Below are 20,911 nucleotides of genomic sequence, written 5' to 3' on the forward strand. Positions count from 1 at the left end.
TAATTCTTCTTTTCTTCTAGTTACTTGCTTGAGCTGATAATTGCTCTCCAAAAGTTGGTTGTGTTTTTAACCAAGCTTCATAGTCCTCTTCGGACTCTACAATAATCTTCATTTGCATATTATAGTGAGAAGTTCCACATATTTTATTACATAATAAATAATAATCAAATGCATATGTTTCTAATGCTTCATCACCTGCAGCAACTAATTTCTTACTCTTTTCTTTTCTGATCTTATTAATAGTAGCTACTTTTTCTACCATAAACTCACTATTTCTCATTTCTTCAGAAGTAAGAGTAGGTGTATATGAAAATTCTGTAATCATACCAGGTACTACGTTCATTTGCGCTCTAAAGAAAGGCATATATGCTGAGTGTAATACGTCTTGAGATCTCATTTTGAAAATAACCTTTCTATTCACCGGAAGATGTAATTCATTGGTTATTTTATCATCCTTACCATAGGAATCAGAAACATCTACTCCCAATGTATTAATCCCCTCTATAAAACGAACATTAGCTTTACCCAATTCGTTATCTTCTCCAGAATATCTTGCACGCCAATCAAATTGATATGCATATAACTCTACTATTAATGGATCACCATCTTCCTCATCAATATTCATTATATCTGTCCAGGTAAATAATCCGTAAATGATTAACCCTGCTAATACAATCACAGGAATAATTGTCCAAATAAATTCTAACTTATCATTATCGGCAAAAAACAAGGCTTTATTTTCTTTCTTTCCACGGTATTTGTATGCAAAGAAATGTAATAGCCCTTGCGTAATGAATTGTACAATGAAAATCAGTACCATCGAAATCAACATTAGTTGATCATAGTCCACTCCATGTTCAGACGCCGATTCTGGAAGGAAAAAAGTATGATACTGTACAAAACAATATATGGTTAATAAGTAAAGAAATATTACAAACGCAAGCATAAGCTTACCATGTAAATTATTATCCTTATCATTCGCTACTTGAGAATTATCAGCGTCTTTCAATTGAGACAATTTCAAAATCTTTGACATTTGCCACAATGTGATTCCAAAAAGCGCTATAACTACTATGGTTAAGAATACAGTCATTTTTATCTATCTTCTTTTTTACAATTCTATTTATTAATAATGAAAGTGTTTACTCTCCTCTATATATGGATTTCCTTTTGCCAGTAATGGAGCTTTAGTTAACGCTCTAAATACTACAAATAAGAACAATCCTAAGAATAATAACACCGCACTAATCTCACTAACACCAATAAACCATGATTCTCCAACTGTAGCTGGCATAACCATATTATAAACATCAATATAATGACCACAAAGAATTACAATTCCTGCCATCACTACAAACCAGTTTACTCTTTTAAAGTCACTATTCATTAACACTAAAAGTGGGAAGATGAAATTCATTGCTAGCATCCCAAAGAATGGTAATTTATAATCTTCTATACGAGTAATGAAATATGTAACTTCTTCAGGAATATTAGAATACCAGATCAACATAAATTGAGAGAACCAAAGGTATGTCCAGAATATACTTATTCCAAACATAAATTTAGCTAAATCATGAATATGACTATTATTTACAAATTCCATATATCCTTTAGACTTTAGGTAAATTGTAATTAATGCTATAGTTGTAATTCCGGATACAAATAAACTAGCGAACACGTACCATCCAAATAATGTACTAAACCAGTGTGGATCAAAACTCATAATCCAATCCCAAGACATCATAGATTCTGTATAGATAAAGAATACCAAAAACCCTGCTGATATCTTAAAACTCTTTTTGTACCATTTGTTTCCTGTTGCATCTTCGTCTTGCAGTCTAGAATATTTTACTGCAAAATGACGATATAATAACCAACCTCCTAAAAAGATTGCTGCTCTTATAATAAAACCAGTACCATTTAACCAACCTGATTTACCTTGAATAAGCGCATCATGTTCTACAACTTTAGGATCTGCCCATACAAACAAGTGATTTACATGAAATCCTGATAATGCCAATATTACAAATAAGATGATTCCACCAGGCACCAAGTATGCTGTAATAGCTTCCATAACCCTAAACAGCACTGGAGACCAACCTGCCTGTGCTGCAAATTGTATAGCATAAAATGCTAATACTCCCAGCGCAATCATAAAAAAGAAAAATGCAGCTACATAAAGAGAAGCCCAGGGTTTATTTTGTAACTGGTGTAAAACATGCTTATAATGTTCATCACCTCCATGTGCATCTACTGCTGCCTCACCATGATTTTGATTACCATGACCACTTTCTTCTGCATGCGATTCACCATGACCACCACCGTGAGCATCATGTGCTGCCATCTTTTCTTTAACCTCTTCTATTGTTTTTGGTGTCGAAAGAAAACCAGAAACAAGTCCGATCCCACCTACAACCATTAGAATGATAGAAAATAATCTTAATCTATTTGATAGCGTATACATATCTTAATATCGTTATTCTTAACTTTATACTAGTGCACTAGTGTGCGTTACTATGATCTTCTGTTGACTCATGATGTTCTCCTTCCAGCTTTGTCTCTGCAACAACAACATCTGTATCTATTCTAGGGGTTTTCCCCTCTAAGTCTGCCTTTAATTTCTGTACATATTGAACAATCTGCCAGCGTTCATGCTCACTTGTTTGAGAAGCATAAGACCCCATAGAATTAATTCCATAGTACATCACATGATAGATACTTCCTTCTGTGATTGCTCTACCTACATCATCATAACTTGGCACTCCAAGAATTTTTTCTCTTTTCACCAATGTTCCTTTTCCATCTCCTTTTTCACCATGGCATATTGCACAATAGATATTATATAACTCTTTACCAGCATCTTCATTTTCTTTGGTATACCGAATGGCATTTTTAAGAGAATCTTTTGCAAACTGGTATCCTACATTTGAGTTTTCAATTTCATAAGGCATCCATCCTCTTGGGATAGAACCTTCTGCTGGTAACATAGCCTCCTGTCCTCCAGGAAAAACACCATACTCCCCATAAGCCTCGTAACTTACTGGTTCATACATATTAGGCATATATTGATAATTAGGTTTTGAATCTTTTTGACAAGAAACAACACTAATCATCACTACTGCCGCTGCTAATATTTTTATAGTATTCTTCATTATTACTAATGGTTATCTTCTTCCTTATCTATTACTTTAATTTCTACTGCTCCTGTATCACTTAATAAACTTGTAAGTGTATCTACGTCGTGATTTCCAGCGTCTACTTCCATTAAAAAGTGATCGTCTGTTGTTCTTAAATCAGGATTTTCAGCTTCTTTGAATGGCCATAATCTACTTCTCATGTAAAAAGTAATTACCATTAAGTGGGCTGCAAAAAACACAGTAAGCTCGAACATAATAGGAACAAATGCTGGCATATTTTCCAGATAACTAAAACTTGGTTTACCACCAATATCTTGCGGCCAATCCTCGATCATGATAAAATTCATCATCAAAATTGCAACAGTTAACCCAACACATCCGTACATAAAAGATGTGATTGCTAATCGTGTATGAGGTAATCCCATCGCTTTATCAAGTCCATGAACCGGAAAAGGAGTAAATACCTCTTCGATATGATAATGCTCTGCGCGAACTTTCTTGACAGCGTCCATCAGGACATCGTCGTCTATATATAATGCATGTATAACTTTTGATGCCATACTCTTAGTTATTTTTAAGTTGTTCTGCCTGTCCTGCCCAATCATCGCGTTGTGCTCTACCAGGAAAAGATCCAGTGATACTATCTAATAAATCGTACTCTGTCGTGGTCATTTTACTTACTTGATCGAAAGTGAATATTCCGATCTCATTAAGTTTCTTTTCCATTACAGGTCCAATGCCATTAACTTTTTTAAGATCATCAGCTTTTTGGGTTGAAGGATCAAATGTTCCTAAGTTACCTAATAAACTATTTATATCCTCCTGACTTGCCTCTTTTGTTTCAGCTTTTTTTTCAGGTTTCGTTTCTTCCTTAGTTACTTCTGCTTTACCCTTTGGCAGTTCATCTCTATGATCAATTCCTGCTTCTCTAAGTTTTTTATATTTCTCTCCAGAAGATTTTAAAATTGTTTTCACCTCTGCTTGTGCTATTACCGGGAATGTACGAGCATATAATAAAAACAATACAAAGAAGAATCCTATCGTTCCTATAAATATTCCAATATCCACAAATGTAGGAGAGAACATTGTCCAGGATGATGGCAAGTAATCTCTGTGAAGAGATGTCACAATAATTACGAAACGCTCAAACCACATTCCTATATTTACTACAATAGAGATAAAGAATGAGAACATAATACTTCTTCTCAATTTTGGGAACCACATAAACTGCGGTGAGAACACGTTACATGTCATCATTGCCCAATATGCCCACCAATAAGGTCCTGTTGCCCTATTAAGGAATGCATATTGTTCATACTCTACACCCGAGTACCAGGCAACAAACAGTTCGGTAATATAGGCGACTCCAACAATAGAACCTGTGATCATGATCACAATATTCATTAATTCTATATGTTGAATGGTAATATAATTTTCAAGGTTAGATACTTTTCTCATAATAATAAGAAGAGTATTTACCATAGCAAATCCTGAGAAAATCGCACCTGCAACGAAGTATGGTGGGAATATGGTTGTATGCCATCCAGGTATTACTGAAGTAGCAAAGTCAAACGATACAATTGTATGTACCGACAGTACAAGTGGAGTTGCCAAACCTGCTAATACAAGAGATACCTCTTCAAAACGTTGCCAATCTTTTGCTCTTCCACTCCATCCAAAAGAAAGTAAACTATATATCTTTTTATTAAATGGTGTAATAGCGCGGTCTCTGATCATCGCAAAATCTGGTAATAAACCTGTCCACCAGAATACTAATGATACCGAAAGGTACGTAGAGATCGCAAATACATCCCAAAGTAATGGTGAATTAAAGTTTACCCATAATGATCCAAACTGGTTAGGAATAGGTAATACCCAATATGCTAACCAAGGACGTCCCATGTGAATAATAGGGAATAGACCTGCTTGAATAACCGAGAAAATGGTCATCGCTTCTGCAGATCGGTTAATTGCCATTCTCCATTTCTGACGGAATAATAATAATACCGCAGAAATCAGGGTTCCGGCGTGACCTATACCTACCCACCAAACAAAATTGGTGATATCCCAGGCCCATCCTACTGTTTTATTTAATCCCCAGGTTCCTATACCTGTAGAAACTGTATATATAATACAACCTATCCCCCAAAGGAAAGCAATAAGCGCGATGGTGAACACAATCCACCAAGATTTATTTGCTTTACCTTCAACCGGTGCGGCTACATCCACAGTTACATCGTGATATGTTTTATCGCCGGTTACTAAAGGCTTTCTTATAGGTGCTTCGTAATGAGACATAATCCTTTATAATTGAATTGATTCTTTATTTAGTTAATTAGGCTTCTGTAGTATTTCTTACTTTGGTGTGATACATCACATTAGGCTTAGTCCCAACATGTTCAAGTAAGTGATACATACGATCATCCTCTTTAAGTTTAGCTACTTCACTATCCTTATCATTGACATCACCAAATACCATAGCACCTGATGAACAAGCCGCAGAACAAGCCGTTTGGAATTCTCCATCCTTAATTGCTCTTCCATCTCGTTTTGCATCCAGAATAGTTTTTTGAGTCATCTGGATACACATAGAACATTTTTCCATAACCCCTCTCGAACGTACAGTAACGTCAGGATTAAGAACCATTCTACCTAAATCATTGTTCATATGATAATCAAACTCGTCATTGTTATTATACAAGAACCAGTTAAATCTACGAACTTTATAAGGACAGTTGTTTGCACAATATCTTGTACCTACACAACGGTTATATGCCATATGATTTTGTCCTTGTCTACCATGTGATGTCGCTGCAACAGGACATACAGTCTCACAAGGAGCATGATTACAATGTTGACACATTACTGGTTGAAATACTACCTGAGGATTCTCTGACGGATTTTCCATCTCACCAAATTCAGATAACGAACTACCAAGACCAGCAATAGCATTCTTTTTATTGTCATCCCCTTCAAAACTATCCTGAGAAGAATAATAACGATCAATACGCAACCAATGCATATCACGAGATCTACGCACCTCTGATTTACCAACCACAGGAACATTATTTTCTGCATGACAAGCGATCACACACGCTCCACATCCTGTACAAGCGTTTAAATCTATTGAAAGATTAAAGTGATGTCCTACAGAACGATCAAATTCGTCCCAAAGATCAACTTCAGGAGAAGTAACCTCATATTCAATATGATTTTTACTCACTTCAGGAATAGCATTCCATTCGTGGTGATCTTTTGTATTAAATATCTCAAGAGTCGTCTCTTTTACAATATCTCCACGACCCATTAATGTATTATGCAATTGCACACATGCAAACTCATGTGTTCCTTCTGCTGCAGTAACAGAAACAGTCTGTACTGCATTAAGGTTTTGATATAGAGGATATGCATTAACACCAACATTCATATCTTCTTTAAGCCCTTTGGACTTACCATATCCTAATGCCAACCCTACAGAACCTTTGGCCTGCCCTGGTTGAATAATTACAGGAACAGTAACTTCTGCTCCACCAACAACTACTTTAGCATAACTACCATTTAAAGCTCCATTTGCAACATTCTCATTAGTTAATCCTAATTGATCCGCATCTGCTTTGGAAACTGTAAGGTAATTATCCCATGATGTTCTGGTAATAGGATCTGGCATCTCTTGTAACCAAGGATTGTTTGCCTGCTGACCATCTCCTAATGATGTTTTAGTATATAATGTAAGCTCTAGACCATCATTTGATTTCGTCACAGAAAGCCTTCTTGCTGCAGCACCTACATTAGGTCCAACAACTGCCGGAGCTGGAACTGCTTCTATATCTGCAATATCTCCTTCTGGAGCATCAAGAGCATCTACTAATTCTTGTTTTGGAAGTATTGGTTTTACTAATACTCCATCATGCAGTGCCTGATTCCAGGATGTACCTCCTAAAATACCAGTCCATGCATTTTTTATATAATCATGATACGTTGCTGTATTCCCTGTCCACTTTAATAAAGTTTCCTGGAACTGCCTAGTATCAAATAATGGTCGAATTGTAGGCTGCATTAAACTATAGCTTCCTTTTTTCAACTCTACATCTCCCCAAGACTCAAGATAATGCGGAGTAGTAGCAACATATTGACATAATTCTGCAGTTGCATCATTATGCATACTAAAAGCTACAGATACATCTACTTTTTCAAGACCACTTTTAAACTCGCTTGCGTTAGGTAAAGAATACATTGGGTTAACACCAGCAATCAAAAGACCACCAACGCGCCCTGCATTCATATCTTTTACCAATTGAGCTACTGCTTTTGCATCACCTTTACGGATAGTACGTGGAGTACTTTCATTAAAAGCTTTACTCTTTATGGCTTTATTTATTTCTAAAACTACCAATTGTGCATCAACATCCTGAATACCCGTAACTACTAATGCGTTACTTCCTGCTTTTTGGATTTGTTTAGCAGCTTTAACTACTTCTGCATCTAATCCAGAATCCAAAGCTCCTTTTGAACCAGATCCTGTTACATATTTATACAATGCAGCCAGTACTTGTTTTTGTTGTGATGGAGTTGCCTGAACTCTTTTATCTGCATTAGCACCAGATAAAGACATATTAGCTTCGAATTGAATATGCCTTGACATTTTTCCATTCTTAGGAATACGTCCTTTTGCATAACCACTATCATATCCTCCTCCTTGCCAATCTCCTAAAAAGTCAGCACCAATACTTACAATGGTATTTACTTTAGCAAAATCATAATCGGCAAGTGCTCTTTCACCATACATCATCTGATAAGCATCCAAAGCCTCACTGTTTGATACAGCATCGTACACCACATGCTTAACATTTTGGTACTTTGCTCTAAAATCAGAAACTAACTTCGAAGTAGAAGGACTTGCAAATGTCTGAGTTAGTAAAACAATTTGTTTACTTCCTAATCCATTGAGTTTAGCTCCCACTTCTTTATCTAATGAATCCCAACTGATATCTTCAGCACCTTTTTTAGGCCCTTGAAGACGTGAGCTATCATATAATGATAAAACAGAGGCATGTACTCTTGCATTAGCATCACCATTTGACACTGCAAGGTTATTATTCTCTACTTTAATTGGTCTACCTTCTCTTGTTTTAATCAAAACACTAGCAAAATCATATCCATCTGCTATAGTGGTAGCGTAGTAATTTGCTACACCAGGAACAATTCTTTCTGGTTGAACCACGTAAGGGATTGATTTCTTAACAGGTCCTTCACACGCCGCCAATGTTGCAGCAGCAGTACTAAAACCTACATATTTAAGAAAATCACGACGAGAAGTCGAAGAATTTTCTAAAGATGATTTATCACCTAAAAACTCATCTGTAGGAATCTCCTGAACAAACTCGTTTTGTTGTAGCGTCTCAACAATAGAGCTATCTTCGTTTAGCTCTTCAACACTTTTCCAGTATTTCTTGTTTGATGACATATATAATTGATATTAGCTTCTTACTATTATTTTCCGATATCCGGAATCAAATGTTTATTATTAATAATGGCATTTACCGCATTCCAGACCGCCCATTTGAGCTGCCGTTAATTGCTCTACACCATACTTCTTAGAAAGTTCTTTATGAATTTTCTCGTAATATTTATTATCAGCAACCTTCACGTTAGTTTCTCTGTGACAGTTAATACACCATCCCATAGTAAGTGGAGCATGTTGATACATAATTTCCATTTCTTCTACAGGCCCGTGGCATGTCTGACATTCTACTCCTGCAACACTTACGTGCTGAGAGTGATTAAAATATGCAAAATCCGGAAGGTTGTGAATACGCACCCATTTTACCGGCTTCGTTTTACCAGTGTAGGCTTGAGCGCTAGCATCCCAACCTACTGCATCATAAAGCTTTTGGATTTCACCATCATAAAATTCTTTAGAATGATCTGGTGTCGCAGTAGCATCCGCAACCTCACTTATAGATTTATGACAGTTCATACAAACATTAAGAGATGGTATCCCAGATGTTTTACTGACTCTTGCAGAAGAGTGACAGTATTTACATTCAATTTGATTATCCCCAGCATGAATTTTATGCGAGTAATGAATTGGTTGAATAGGAGCATATCCCTGATCAACTCCTACTTGCATAAAATACCCATACACAAAGTATCCGCTAGACAACAACAAGAAAATTGCTGTAACCAATACTAAAAATTGATTTTGAATAAATGCTTTCCAGATAGGAGTTCTTGCTTCTGATTCTGGCAATTCAACATTATTAGCTGCAGCAAAACTTCTAAGTGTTTTATTCACCAAGAACAATACAACCAATAACATTAGGAATACCAATGCCAATATTGCCAAAATAACATTCATTGAAACTCCTGAACCACTTCCTGAAGCAGTAGATGATTCATTGCCAGGCACCGGAGTAGGAGGTTCTACTTTAGGCACCATCACGTAAGCCATGATGTTATCAATGTCTGTATTGGACAACTGCGGGAATGCATTCATCGCAGTTTTGTTATACTCTTCATAAATAGCAACAGCTTGAGGATCACCAGAAGCGACCATTGCTGCACTATTCTTTACCCAAGAGTATATCCATTCTCTTTCGTACTTATCAGCTACTCCAAAAAGAGCAGGACCTGTCATCTTTTTATAACGCTTATGGCAAGCAGCACAAAGAGATTTAAACAACTCTTCCCCTTTAGCTACATCTCCTCCAGACGAAGCTTCAGTAGCGGCAACATTATCAACGGCCGCTTCATCCTGTGCAAAAACAGGGTTAAAAAAAGTAAATAAAAAAACAGTTCCTAGGATTAGGATTTTAGAGGCTGAATTTCGGTGTTTCACCTGTCTCATATTATCAAGTAGAATTATCGTCTTAATTTTGGTATGGTTTTTTCTTTAATCTCTTTAAAAAAGACATAAAAACCAGCACTTTTAATTCGACGACAAAAGTACTATAATAAGTAGATTTTGGAAATGTTAGAGAAGCGTTAAGTATTAATTTATAATAATTCTAAATAATATTTTTAATCTGTTTTGAGTTATTAAACCATACCTTTGCTTCAAATTAATTTGTAATGAGAATGTTAAACACCACAAACTGTATTTTTATATTTGGTTTTTACCTTATCGCTACCAGCACTTTAACTGCTCAAGATAGCCCAAATCCTAGTTCTGAAAACTTAAATCAGAGCAATTTTGTACCTGTTAATATTTTACCACCACCAGAAGCAACCGTTACTATTAATCAAGATCCAAGAATAAAAAGATTACTTGATATAAAGTTAAAAATGGAAAAAGATGGTGATTTTAGCGACCGTTATAAGATTCAATTATACTACGGGAACCTAAATAAAGCTAATGAAATTGTAAAATCATCTAAAGAATCATTCGAAAAATGGGAATCTACTATTCAATGGGAGACTCCAAATTATAAAGTATGGCTAGGTAATTTTCGTACAAGACTCGAAGCCGACAGAGCCTTAAAAGAGGTGCATGAAAAGTTTCCAAATGCTTTTATATTCAAACCAGAGAAAAAATAAATACCACTATATACAATAACAAAACAAAAGCCCGATGTAAAAACATCGGGCTTTTGTTTTGTTCAATACTATATTTATACAATCTATAGTTTCTTCTTTACTGCTACTTCCTGATAAGCTTCTACTATATCACCAACCTTAATATCATTGTAATTTTTAATCTGAAGACCACAATCATATCCTTTAGCAACTTCTTTTACATCATCCTTAAACCTTTTCAAGGAAGCAAATTCACCTGTATACACAACAACACTTTCTCGTATCAAACGTATTCCTGAGTTACGATAAATCTTACCTGTCAACACCATACATCCAGCAATAGTACCGACCTTAGAAATCTTAAAGGTTTCTCTAATCTCTGCTGTACCTGTAATTTCTTCTTTCATTACCGGTGACAACATTCCTTCCATTGCATCTTTAAGATCATTAATCGCATCATAGATAATTGAATATGTCCTGATATCGATTTCTTCCTTATCAGCAACCTGTCTTGCATTACCAGCAGGCCTAACATTAAATCCAATAATAATTGCATCAGACGCTGACGCAAGTAACACATCACTTTCTGTAATTGCACCTACGGCTTTATGAATAATATTTACATGAATTTCTTCTGTTGATAATTTCTGGAACGAATCAGTAAGTGCCTCAACAGAACCATCAACATCTCCTTTTAGAATAATATTAAGTTCTTTAAAGTCTCCTAATGCAATTCTTCGTCCAATTTCATCCAATGTTATGTGACGTTGCGTACGAACAGATTGTTCTCTATGCAACTGAGCTCGTTTTGAAGCAATATCTTTTGCCTCACGCTCATCTTCTAACACACTAAACTTATCCCCTGCCTGTGGAGCACCATCAAGTCCCAAAATAGATACTGGTGCTGATGGCCCGGCTTCTTTTACATTATTACCACGCTCATCCTGCATCGCCTTCACCTTTCCACTATTTTTTCCTGCAAGAACATAATCTCCTACACGTAATGTTCCGGTTTGCACTAATATTGTTGACACATAACCTCGTCCTTTATCCAAAAACGCTTCAACCACAGTTCCTGAGGCCAATCGATTTGGATTTGCTTTAAGTTCAAGTATCTCAGCTTCAAGAAGTACTTTTTCAAGCAACTCTTTAACTCCTAATCCAGTTTTAGCAGAAATATCATGAGACTGTATTTTACCACCCCAATCTTCTACCAATAAATTCATAGAAGCTAATTTTTCTTTTATCTTTTCTGGATTTGCTTCTGGTCGATCTACCTTATTAATTGCAAATATTATTGGAACTCCGGCAGCTTGAGCATGACTAATTGCCTCTTTGGTCTGAGGCATCACGTCATCATCTGCAGCAATTACAATAATTGCTAAATCCGTCACTTGTGCACCACGAGCACGCATCGCTGTAAATGCTTCGTGACCTGGTGTATCCAAAAACGCGATCTTTTGCCCATTTTCTAACTGAACTCCATATGCTCCAATATGCTGTGTAATTCCACCGCTTTCTCCTGCTATTACATTTTCTTTTCGAATATAATCCAGCAACGATGTTTTTCCGTGATCAACATGTCCCATCACAGTTACTATAGGAGCTCTTGTTTTTAGATCCTCTGGCGCATCTACAATCTCTTCTATAGATTCTTCTATATCTGCTGTTACAAAATCAACTTCATAACCAAATTCATCTGCAACAATAGAAAGTGTTTCAGCATCTAGACGCTGATTCATTGTAACCATTATCCCAAGAGACATACAAGCAGATATAATATCTGTAGTAGGCACACTCATCATTGTCGCAACCTCTGCAGCTGTAACAAATTCTGTAACTTTAAGAACCTTACTTTCTTGTTCTTGTTGAGCCACATCATCTTCTGCTTTTTGACGGTGTTGATCTCTTTTATCTCTACGATATTTAGCCGCTTTAGATTTATTTGATTTCCCTTGCAATTTTTCAAGAGTCTCACGAACTTGTTTTTGTACTTCTTCTTCGCTTGGCTCTTCTTTTACAACAGCTGGTTTTCTTCCTTTTGCAGGCCCTCGGTTTCCGCCACCTCGATTTCCACCTCCACGGTTTCCACCTCCTTGACCACCTGGTCTTCCTCCACCTGATCCAGGAGAACCTCCTTCTTTACTTATTCTTCGACGACGTTTCTTTGCCGCATCTCCTGCATTAGAAGTCTTTTTATCAGATTTATCATCCTTCTTTTTAGCAGGTTTTTTAAATTGAGCTAAATCAATTTTTTGACCTGTAAAATTAGGACCATCTAACTTTTTATATTGTGTTTTAACCTTTACAGGTTCTGCCGGAACTTCTGGCTGAGCATCTTCTGCTTTAACTGGTTTATCAACAGACACCACTGGTTTAGCTTCTTCGGTTTTAGCCTCTGCAGACTTAGATTCTACAGGCTTGGTTTCTGCAGGCTTTTCTTGCTTCACCTCTTTTGGTGCTTGTTTTGTGATTTTCAAACCTTTCTTTTGAGGTCTATTTGACACCATCTCTGGAGCAGCACTTTTAACCTCTTCCTTCACCTCTTCTTTCTTAGGAGCTTCAACTGCTTCAGTTTCGGGCTTTGCAGTATCTTTTTCTTTCCCTCCTTCTAATTCGATCTTACCGACTTGTTTTGGTCCACTCAATTGAGCTTTGGCTTTTACCACTTCGCGAGCTTCGGCAAGTTTTCGTTTTTCTTCTTGCTCATGCTCTATCTGCACTCGCAATGCTTCTTTCTCCTTCTTCTTTTCTTCTCCAACCTCTTTTGAAGCTACCTTTTTACTCTTATCAGTTTGAAATTCATCAAACAAGAGCTTATAGATCTCTGAAGAAATCTTGGTAGTAGGACGCGCATCTATCTCGTGACCTTTTGAATTCAAAAAGTCAACAGCCCGATCTAGCGAGATATTGAATTCGCGTAATACTTTATTTAATCTCATTGTTCCTGCTTCAGCCATAAATGCCTTTTATTTAATGCTCAAATATAATTAATTGTGACTATTAATCTTCAAATTCAGATTTTAAAATTCTAATCACTTCACCTACTGTCTCTTCTTCAAGATCAGTACGCTTTACTAAATCACTAATATCTTGTTCTAAAATACTTTTTGCCGTGTCTAACCCTATCTTAGAAAATTCTTCTATAATCCATGCGTCTATCTCATCAGAAAACTCTGTTAACTCGACATCTTCTTCAACTCCTTCTCTAAACACATCTATTTCAAAACCAGTTAATTGACCAGCTAATCTAATATTATGTCCTCCACGACCAATTGCTTTAGAAACTTCTTCTGGCCTTAACATCACTTCTGCTCGATTAGTTTCTTCGTTAATCTTAATCGAAGTTACTTTTGCCGGACTTAAAGCTCGGGTAATAAACAATTGCAAGTTATTTGTATAATTAATAACATCAATATTTTCATTCCCTAATTCTCTAACAATACCATGGATACGAGAACCTTTCATTCCCACACATGCACCAACCGGATCAATTCTATCATCATAGGAGTCTACAGCAACTTTGGCTTTTTCTCCCGGAATTCTAACTACTTTTTTAACAGAAATTAAACCATCAAAAACCTCTGGTATTTCTGATTCGAATAACTTTTCTAAAAACAAAGGAGATGTTCTAGACATAACAATCGCTGGCTTATTTCCTTTAAGTTCAACCGATTCTATAACTCCTCTTACATTTTCTCCTTTTCTGAAAAAATCAGATGGAATTTGCCTATCCTTAGGCAATATAATCTCATTACCTTCATCATCCAACATTATAATAGCTCTATGTCTAATATGATGAACCTCTGCTGTATATATTTCTCCTTCTAATTCTTTAAACTGTTTATAGATATTCGTATTATCATGTTCATGAATTTTAGAGATCAAATTCTGACGAAGTGCTAATATAGACCGCCTTCCTAAATCTATCAGTTTAACTTCTTCTGACACATCTTCTCCAACTTCAAAATCTGGTTCTATTTTTCTTGCTTCAGTTATTGAAATTTCCTGATTACCATCTTCTACCTCTCCATCTGCAACCACAATACGGTTTCTCCAAATTTCTAAATCTCCTTTATCAGGATTTATAATGATATCGAAATTGTCATCACTACCAAATTTCTTCTTTAGAGCATTTCTAAATACATCTTCTAAGATCGACATCAGCGTCACACGATCTATAAACTTATCATCCTTGAATTCTGAAAATGATTCTATTAATGCGATATTTTCCATATCAGTATATTATAATTAAAATGTTATCATAACTTTAGCCTCTACTATATTTTCATAAGCTACATTAGCCTCTTTTGTCACTGTCACTTTACCTTTACCTACGGGCTTGGGCTCTCTTGCTTTCCATGTTAAGGTAATTTCATCATCTGTTGCCGAAATCAAATCCCCTTCTAACACCTCTTCATCTGTCTTTATCTTAATTTTCCTACCAAGATTTTTCTTATACTGACGAATGTGCTGCAAACCTTCAGAAACACCAGCTGACATTACTTGAAGAGAAAAATCCTCCTCTTCTCTGTCAAGATTGTGTTCAATTGCCCGGCTTACCGCAATACAATCTTCAACCTTCACTCCATCATCTCCATCAATAATAATTTCGATACTATTATCGGGATGAATTTTACTTTCGATAAGAAATAAAGACGGATTTTCTTTAAGCGCCCCTTCTAATAATTCCTGAACCTGATCCTTTAATGACATAAATAGATAAAAAGAGGGGACTTTCCGTCCCCTCATCCTGGTTTTTTAATTTCAACGGTGCAAAGATAGTAATAATATCTTAGATTCAAAATATCGCTGAGAATGAATTTATTCGTAAATTTAAGATACTTAATTTTGGATAGTTTCATCCCCAAAGTAATAGCTGACTACTTAAGTACTATTCAATAATTACAAATACGCTTAAAATTGTAAATTAAAGATTAGTTATTCATTTCAAAAAAGTGCTGTTATGATTAAAAATATACTTGTTCCAACTGACTTTTCTACACAAGCTGAAAGTGCATTAAAAGTGGCCGCGCAAATTGCTAAGAAAAATGGTGCCAAAATCTATTTGTTACATATTCTAGACCTCCCCATACATCTTTCTGATCTTATGTCCTCTGGAGCGTCAGCCGCAGCTCCCGAAGCCATCTTCTTCATGAAACAAACGCATAAGAAATTTGAAGAAGTTATGGAACAAGAATACTTAAAAGATATTGAAGTTATAGAAACGGTTAGTTTTGAAGATGTTCTTGGAGGCATTATTGATTCCTGTGAAAAAAATAATGTGGACATCATCATCATGGGGTCACATGGCTCTTCTGGTTTTGAAGAATTATTTATTGGATCCAATGCAGAAAAAGTAGTTCGCACCTCTAAGCAACCAGTACTAGTTATCAAAGAAGATTGTGATATTTTTGATGTTAATGATTTTGTATACGCAACCAATTTTGATGATGAAGACAAACCTTCTTTATTAGCTGCCCATGAATTCGCTAAAGCAATAGGTGCAAAACTTCACTTGGTATGGGTAAATACTGCAAACGGTTTTAAAACCACTTATGAAACCGAGGAGAAAATGAACGGTATGATCTCTAATTTACCAATAGACAACTATTCTTTAAATATTTACAATGATATTACGGTAGAAAAAGGAATCCTTAATTTTGCAGGTTCTGTAAATGCAGGAATGATCGGCATTAGCACTCATGGTAGAAAAGGGATATCTCATTTTATCAACGGTAGCCTGGGTGAAGACGTAGTGAACCATGCAAAAAGACCTGTATTAACTTTTAAAATATAAATTTGTTATAACACTAAGTTTTACTACTAAAAGAATAACCCTACTTCTTCAAGAAGATCAACAGAGTCACATAAAGTATTCTAAGTTTTAGAAATATCCTCTAGAACAACTATTTATGTCTTCAAATTTTTATCAACAAGCCCCTTAATATTATTTTCAATTTTTCTTTTTTTATGTTTTCCCAAAAAAGCTTATCGACTTTATTGAATTAAGACACAAAAACAATTGAGCCATGTAATTTAACCATATCATCAAATATTTGAATGATTTGTTGTATTCAAATCTGAAATACGCATTCCTTAATTCTCTAAATTTACTCATCCCAAAACGTTATAACTAACCCCGCATAAACAATAGTAATAACATTAAATTAAAGACGATGGTTTTCTATAAACGAAAAAAATCGTGATTAGAATCAACATTCATCACAACAGATGAAATAATGCAAAATCAAATTTTGAAGTCAAAAAGCTGAAAACTCAATACATTATGAAAATTAGCTACACACAAACTTTCATGTTCATTTTGATGACACTGAATATGACAATATTTATAAATGCCCAGCACACAGAAAAATTTAAAGAAAACTGGGAATCAATAAACAAAGTAAATGCCACTCCTGATTGGTTCCAAGACGCTAAATTTGGTATCTACACACACTGGGGACCTGTATCAGAAGTATTTGCTGGAGCCGATCCGGACAAATACTACGGGGGTTGGCACGGAATGCTAATGTATCAAAATGGAAAGTTAACTAAGGGAAAGAAAACCAAACCCTCATCAAATTATATGCATCACAAAAAAAAGTATGGTGATCCAAAAAAATTCGGCTACAAACATATCATTGAACAATTTAAACCTACAGCATTTAACGCAAAAGAATGGGCTAATTTATTTGCTCTTTCTGGAGCTAGGTTTGCCGGACCAGTCGCTATGCATCATGACAATTTTGCTATGTGGGACAGTAAAGCTACTCGATGGAACTCCATGAATTATGGAGGGATCGATCCCTCTGCTGAGTTGAAAAAAGAAATCGAGGCAAGAGGTATGAAATTCATGGGATCTTTTCATCATGCTTTTACCTGGAAATTTTTTGCTCCCGCACATGCGTATGGCGGAATAAAATCTGAAGATTACGATCTATATACCGACCCTCATGAGTTAGATTCTAACACCCCTTCTGATCGTTTTTACACAGAGTGGTGGGCAAAATTGAAAGAATTTATAGATGTATATCAGCCTGATTTAATTTGGTTTGATTGGTGGTTAGAAAACATGACCGAAGAATCAAGACTTCAATTCTTAGCATATTATTACAATAAAGGATTAGAATGGAATAAAGAAGTAGCCATATGTTACAAAGAAAGCACCTTTACCGAAAAAACTGCAATTAAGGACTATGAAAGAGGCCGTCCAAATCAACCAAAAAAAGCAGCATGGTTAACCGACACTTCTCCCGGACAATGGTTCTATCGCCCAAATGCAAAATTTAAAACACCTAATGAACTCATAGACATCCTAGTTGACATTGTATCAAAAAATGGAGCCATGCTATTAAACGTACCTCCAAATCCGGATGGCTCTATCCCTGAAGACATGGCTACTTTACTAAAAGACATGGGTGCCTGGCTGAAAGTAAATGGAGATGCAATATATGGAACTCGACCCTGGACGATTTTTGGAGAAGGTCCAACACGCTTACCTGAAGGAGGGCATAAAGTTGAAAAAATAAAAATTGCATATACAAATACAGATATTAGATTTACTAAAAAATCCGATAAAGAGATTTACGCTATTGTCTTGGATGCTCCAAAGGATGAAATAATTATTAAATCTTTGACCACGCAAATTGGTCTGTTAAATTCTAAAATTAAAAACATCCAATTATTAGGAAGTGATGAAAAAATAAAATGGGAAAGAAATGAAAGAGGATTGGTTATTACTGTGCCAAAAAAATTACCCACTCCTTACGCTCATTCATTTAAAATAACACTTGAAGGATATACTGAAAATGATATTGGCGGTGCGGCTGATGCTCATGTAGATTAATTTTAAACGATATGCTTGGCTTTAATATTTAAAAAGTGAAATATACTTTTTATTCCTTTAGATATATCAAAGGCAAATCAGGGTAGGAACGATTATCACTAAAAATGACAGAATATATAAGCCAACCATTTTTTGGATCTTTTATAAGCTGAATAGTATTTACACCTCTAATAGTACGCTCTTTACCCTCTCGTTTAATCGTAAATTCATAAGTACTAAAACGCATAGCCACTCCCCCATACACATGAGTGATTGCATTAATTTCCTTTTCCTGAAATGAAATAATGTTATTTTTCTCGAAAGCTTTTTTATTAGCCGCTCTAAATTCTTTTTCGGTAAACATTCTTACTTTTGAGGTATCTACAGCTCCAACCATAGCTTCAGCATGATGAATCGATGTTAATTTATCCAAATCCGGGGCTCCTCCTTTATCAAACGAAATTGATTCATATAAATCTGAGATCACCTCATCAATTTCTTTTCGATCAACATCCTGATTTTGAGCAAAAGTTAATTTTGAAAGAAAAAGCATTATAATTAAGAGTGAAAAATGACTAATTTTCATAGGTTACGTTTTATTAGATTTACATTCTATTACCTTCCTCTAAACCAATACATTAAAATACATAAATAAATTACAAATTCTTAGATTTACATATATCATTTTAATTTCCTTTAATACTTGTTGGATTCTTTTTTAAAAATTTTCAGGATATCCCATCAGTTTTTACTCTTTTTTCAAAAAAGAAACCTCTATATCAACTTAAGACAAAAAAGCCTACAAAATAAATTGCTAAAAAAACAACCCTTTAAACGATTATGTTTAAAGGGTTGTTGTACCTGTTTACTTAGGAGTACCTTGGACTACGACTCAAGATAAACTACTTTACTTTGCCTAAGTAATTTTTATTTCAAAAAAAAAGAAGGAATTAGATCAAAACTAATTCCTTCAATTTAAGTTGGTCTACTAGGGCTACCATACTTTTTAAATCCTGTTTACTTCTATTTAATTCATTATATTTGAATACATAAGGGTTATAGGTTCATTAGAGTTATCTTTATTTAACAAAATTAAACAACACTCTTTCCCCCTATAAATCCCCCTAATTAATATATTTTAAACTTTATTCACTAGAGTTAAATTAATCGTTATTAAACAGTATTCATTGTAAAATGCAAGTTTCATTCACATTACGAAAAGACAAAATAAACAAAGATGGTTTTATACCTGTTCGAATGCTAATTACTATAAATGGAGAACGCATACGTAGGAATGTCAAAAATGTTAAAACCATTGCTAAAGATTGGAAGAACCAAAGGATCAAATCCAATCTTAAAAGTGAAGCTTATAATTACCACTTAGAGTATAATAAAGAACTTGATGAGCTTGAGAATAAAGTGAAGTTGATTTATAGAAATGCTCTTCTGAATAACATTGTCCTTACAAAAGAATATATACTTGACAAATTAGATAATGAGAACTTTGGCTCAAATAGCCTAACTCCTAACTTTTTTGACTCATTCCAAGAATTCATTGACACCAACAAGACCACTAAAGCGAAAGGAACTATCAAGAAATATGTTTCCTGTAAAAATTTCATACAAGATTTTGATACTGTAAAAAACTATAATTTGAGATTTGACAATATCAATATCAACTTTTATGAAGAATTCAGGGATTATTCATTTGATGAACGAAACACACTAAACAACTATTTCGGTAGAATAATATCCGTACTCAAAACCTTTATGAATTGGTCTTTTGAGAGAAACTATCATGAAAATCTCGAGTTTAAAAAATTTAAAACTGTAAGTAATACTATTGAGGTTATTTATCTAACAATGGATGAATTAATGACTTTGTATAATCATGAATTTGACTCAACTAGACTAGAACACGTTAGAGATTTTTATTGTTTTGGATGCTTTACTGGACTTAGGTTTTCAGACATAAAACAACTAAGACCTTCAAATGTTTTTTCTGATCACATTAAACTAAACATAACTAAGACAAAATCAATAGATCATAAAATTCCATTGAATAATTATGCAAAAGCTATATTAGACAAGTATAAGGAAACACTATATGAACCATTACCCGCCATCTCTTCTCAGAAATTCAATAAATATATTAAAGAATGTGCAGAGATAGTAAAAATTAATAAACCTCTTAATATTACTCGCTACATAGGTCAAAGAAGGGTAGATAAAGTACTTCCTAAATATGAGTTAATTACAAGTCATACAGCTAGAAAAACTTTCGTTACTAATAGCCTCATTTTAGGAATGAAAGAAATGGTAGTTAGAAATATCACAGGACATAAAGACGAATCATCCTTTAAAAGATATGTTGAAATTGCCGATGACTTTAAGAATAAGGAAATGGATGACACCTGGAATAAAATCTAAC

15 protein-coding genes are annotated in these 20,911 nt (G+C 34.9%); 4 read left to right on the forward strand and 11 right to left on the reverse strand.

Going from position 1 to position 20,911, the window contains the following annotated elements; genetic code table 11:
* Positions 1–16: 16 nt before the first annotated feature.
* From DK442_RS09460 to DK442_RS09490, 7 genes are read right to left on the reverse strand one after another with little or no spacing between them, the layout of a single operon-like run.
* Positions 17–1,093 carry a cytochrome c oxidase subunit II gene (locus tag DK442_RS09460; RefSeq protein ID WP_109435618.1) on the reverse strand — a complete coding sequence of 359 codons (1,077 nt, stop codon included), beginning with the start codon at positions 1,091–1,093 and terminating at the stop codon, positions 17–19.
* 33 nt (positions 1,094–1,126) lie between these two features.
* Positions 1,127–2,464 (reverse strand): quinol:cytochrome C oxidoreductase, encoded by a 1,338-nt coding sequence (locus tag DK442_RS09465; RefSeq protein WP_109435619.1) that lies wholly within the window; start codon positions 2,462–2,464, stop codon positions 1,127–1,129.
* 37 nt (positions 2,465–2,501) lie between these two features.
* Positions 2,502–3,152, reverse strand: a complete 651-nt coding sequence (locus tag DK442_RS09470; RefSeq protein ID WP_109435620.1) for a cytochrome c — start codon at positions 3,150–3,152, stop codon at positions 2,502–2,504.
* Positions 3,153–3,157: 5 nt separating this feature from the next.
* The gene (locus DK442_RS09475; RefSeq protein ID WP_109435915.1) at positions 3,158–3,697 is read right to left on the reverse strand and encodes a DUF3341 domain-containing protein; all 540 of its coding nucleotides are present in this window, start codon (positions 3,695–3,697) and stop codon (positions 3,158–3,160) included.
* A gap of 4 nt (positions 3,698–3,701) precedes the next feature.
* Positions 3,702–5,438 carry an NrfD/PsrC family molybdoenzyme membrane anchor subunit gene (nrfD, locus tag DK442_RS09480; RefSeq protein ID WP_109435621.1) on the reverse strand — a complete coding sequence of 579 codons (1,737 nt, stop codon included), beginning with the start codon at positions 5,436–5,438 and terminating at the stop codon, positions 3,702–3,704.
* A gap of 34 nt (positions 5,439–5,472) precedes the next feature.
* Positions 5,473–8,601, reverse strand: a complete 3,129-nt coding sequence (locus DK442_RS09485; RefSeq protein WP_109435622.1) for a TAT-variant-translocated molybdopterin oxidoreductase — start codon at positions 8,599–8,601, stop codon at positions 5,473–5,475.
* Positions 8,602–8,661: 60 nt separating this feature from the next.
* Positions 8,662–9,984 (reverse strand): cytochrome c3 family protein, encoded by a 1,323-nt coding sequence (locus DK442_RS09490; RefSeq protein WP_109435623.1) that lies wholly within the window; start codon positions 9,982–9,984, stop codon positions 8,662–8,664.
* Positions 9,985–10,208: 224 nt separating this feature from the next.
* On the opposite strand from DK442_RS09490, the gene DK442_RS09495 reads away from it, so the two are divergent.
* On the forward strand, positions 10,209–10,673 hold the full coding sequence (locus DK442_RS09495; RefSeq protein ID WP_109435624.1) for an SPOR domain-containing protein: 465 nt from the start codon (positions 10,209–10,211) through the stop codon (positions 10,671–10,673).
* Between the two features lie 83 nt (positions 10,674–10,756).
* Here DK442_RS09495 and infB read toward each other — a convergent pair whose 3' ends face one another.
* Genes infB through rimP form a run of 3 tightly spaced genes read right to left on the reverse strand, consistent with a single transcriptional unit; the run spans position 10,757 to position 15,404 of the window.
* Complete coding sequence (infB, locus tag DK442_RS09500; RefSeq protein WP_109435625.1) at positions 10,757–13,612, reverse strand: translation initiation factor IF-2; 2,856 nt, start codon at positions 13,610–13,612, stop codon at positions 10,757–10,759.
* A 43-nt stretch (positions 13,613–13,655) separates the two neighbouring features.
* The gene (gene nusA / locus DK442_RS09505) at positions 13,656–14,888 is read right to left on the reverse strand and encodes a transcription termination factor NusA (RefSeq protein ID WP_109435626.1); all 1,233 of its coding nucleotides are present in this window, start codon (positions 14,886–14,888) and stop codon (positions 13,656–13,658) included.
* A 15-nt stretch (positions 14,889–14,903) separates the two neighbouring features.
* Positions 14,904–15,404, reverse strand: a complete 501-nt coding sequence (gene rimP / locus DK442_RS09510) for a ribosome assembly cofactor RimP (protein ID WP_235010934.1) — start codon at positions 15,402–15,404, stop codon at positions 14,904–14,906.
* Positions 15,405–15,618: 214 nt separating this feature from the next.
* On the opposite strand from rimP, the gene DK442_RS09515 reads away from it, so the two are divergent.
* Together DK442_RS09515 and DK442_RS09520 are read left to right on the forward strand one after the other, a co-directional pair.
* On the forward strand, positions 15,619–16,452 hold the full coding sequence (locus tag DK442_RS09515) for a universal stress protein (protein WP_333925538.1): 834 nt from the start codon (positions 15,619–15,621) through the stop codon (positions 16,450–16,452).
* Between the two features lie 540 nt (positions 16,453–16,992).
* Positions 16,993–18,501 carry an alpha-L-fucosidase gene (locus DK442_RS09520; RefSeq protein WP_235010935.1) on the forward strand — a complete coding sequence of 503 codons (1,509 nt, stop codon included), beginning with the start codon at positions 16,993–16,995 and terminating at the stop codon, positions 18,499–18,501.
* A gap of 49 nt (positions 18,502–18,550) precedes the next feature.
* On the opposite strand, the gene DK442_RS09525 is transcribed toward DK442_RS09520, so the two are convergent.
* A complete protein-coding gene (locus tag DK442_RS09525; protein ID WP_160114105.1) occupies positions 18,551–19,066 on the reverse strand; it encodes a hypothetical protein in 516 nt (171 codons plus the stop codon).
* Between the two features lie 608 nt (positions 19,067–19,674).
* Here DK442_RS09525 and DK442_RS09530 point away from each other — a divergent pair.
* Complete coding sequence (locus tag DK442_RS09530) at positions 19,675–20,910, forward strand: site-specific integrase (protein ID WP_109435629.1); 1,236 nt, start codon at positions 19,675–19,677, stop codon at positions 20,908–20,910.
* Position 20,911: the final 1 nt, after the last annotated feature.

Source organism: Aquimarina sp. AU119 (genome assembly GCF_900312735.1).
In the GTDB taxonomy this organism is placed as follows: Bacteria; Bacteroidota; Bacteroidia; order Flavobacteriales; family Flavobacteriaceae; genus Aquimarina; species Aquimarina algiphila.

Excerpts from the sequence above, each read along its gene's own strand:
- DK442_RS09485 (WP_109435622.1), bottom strand. The coding sequence starts at position 8,601 with ATGTCATCAAACAAGAAATACTGGAAAAGTGTTGAAGAGCTAAACGAA.
- DK442_RS09460 (WP_109435618.1), bottom strand. The coding sequence starts at position 1,093 with ATGACTGTATTCTTAACCATAGTAGTTATAGCGCTTTTTGGAATCACA.
- infB (WP_109435625.1), bottom strand. The coding sequence starts at position 13,612 with ATGGCTGAAGCAGGAACAATGAGATTAAATAAAGTATTACGCGAATTC.
- DK442_RS09470 (WP_109435620.1), bottom strand. The coding sequence starts at position 3,152 with ATGAAGAATACTATAAAAATATTAGCAGCGGCAGTAGTGATGATTAGT.
- DK442_RS09530 (WP_109435629.1), top strand. The coding sequence starts at position 19,675 with ATGCAAGTTTCATTCACATTACGAAAAGACAAAATAAACAAAGATGGT.
- DK442_RS09475 (WP_109435915.1), bottom strand. The coding sequence starts at position 3,697 with ATGGCATCAAAAGTTATACATGCATTATATATAGACGACGATGTCCTG.
- DK442_RS09520 (WP_235010935.1), top strand. The coding sequence starts at position 16,993 with ATGACAATATTTATAAATGCCCAGCACACAGAAAAATTTAAAGAAAAC.
- DK442_RS09490 (WP_109435623.1), bottom strand. The coding sequence starts at position 9,984 with ATGAGACAGGTGAAACACCGAAATTCAGCCTCTAAAATCCTAATCCTA.
- DK442_RS09465 (WP_109435619.1), bottom strand. The coding sequence starts at position 2,464 with ATGTATACGCTATCAAATAGATTAAGATTATTTTCTATCATTCTAATG.
- DK442_RS09515 (WP_333925538.1), top strand. The coding sequence starts at position 15,619 with ATGATTAAAAATATACTTGTTCCAACTGACTTTTCTACACAAGCTGAA.
- DK442_RS09525 (WP_160114105.1), bottom strand. The coding sequence starts at position 19,066 with ATGAAAATTAGTCATTTTTCACTCTTAATTATAATGCTTTTTCTTTCA.
- nusA (WP_109435626.1), bottom strand. The coding sequence starts at position 14,888 with ATGGAAAATATCGCATTAATAGAATCATTTTCAGAATTCAAGGATGAT.
- DK442_RS09495 (WP_109435624.1), top strand. The coding sequence starts at position 10,209 with ATGAGAATGTTAAACACCACAAACTGTATTTTTATATTTGGTTTTTAC.
- rimP (WP_235010934.1), bottom strand. The coding sequence starts at position 15,404 with ATGAGGGGACGGAAAGTCCCCTCTTTTTATCTATTTATGTCATTAAAG.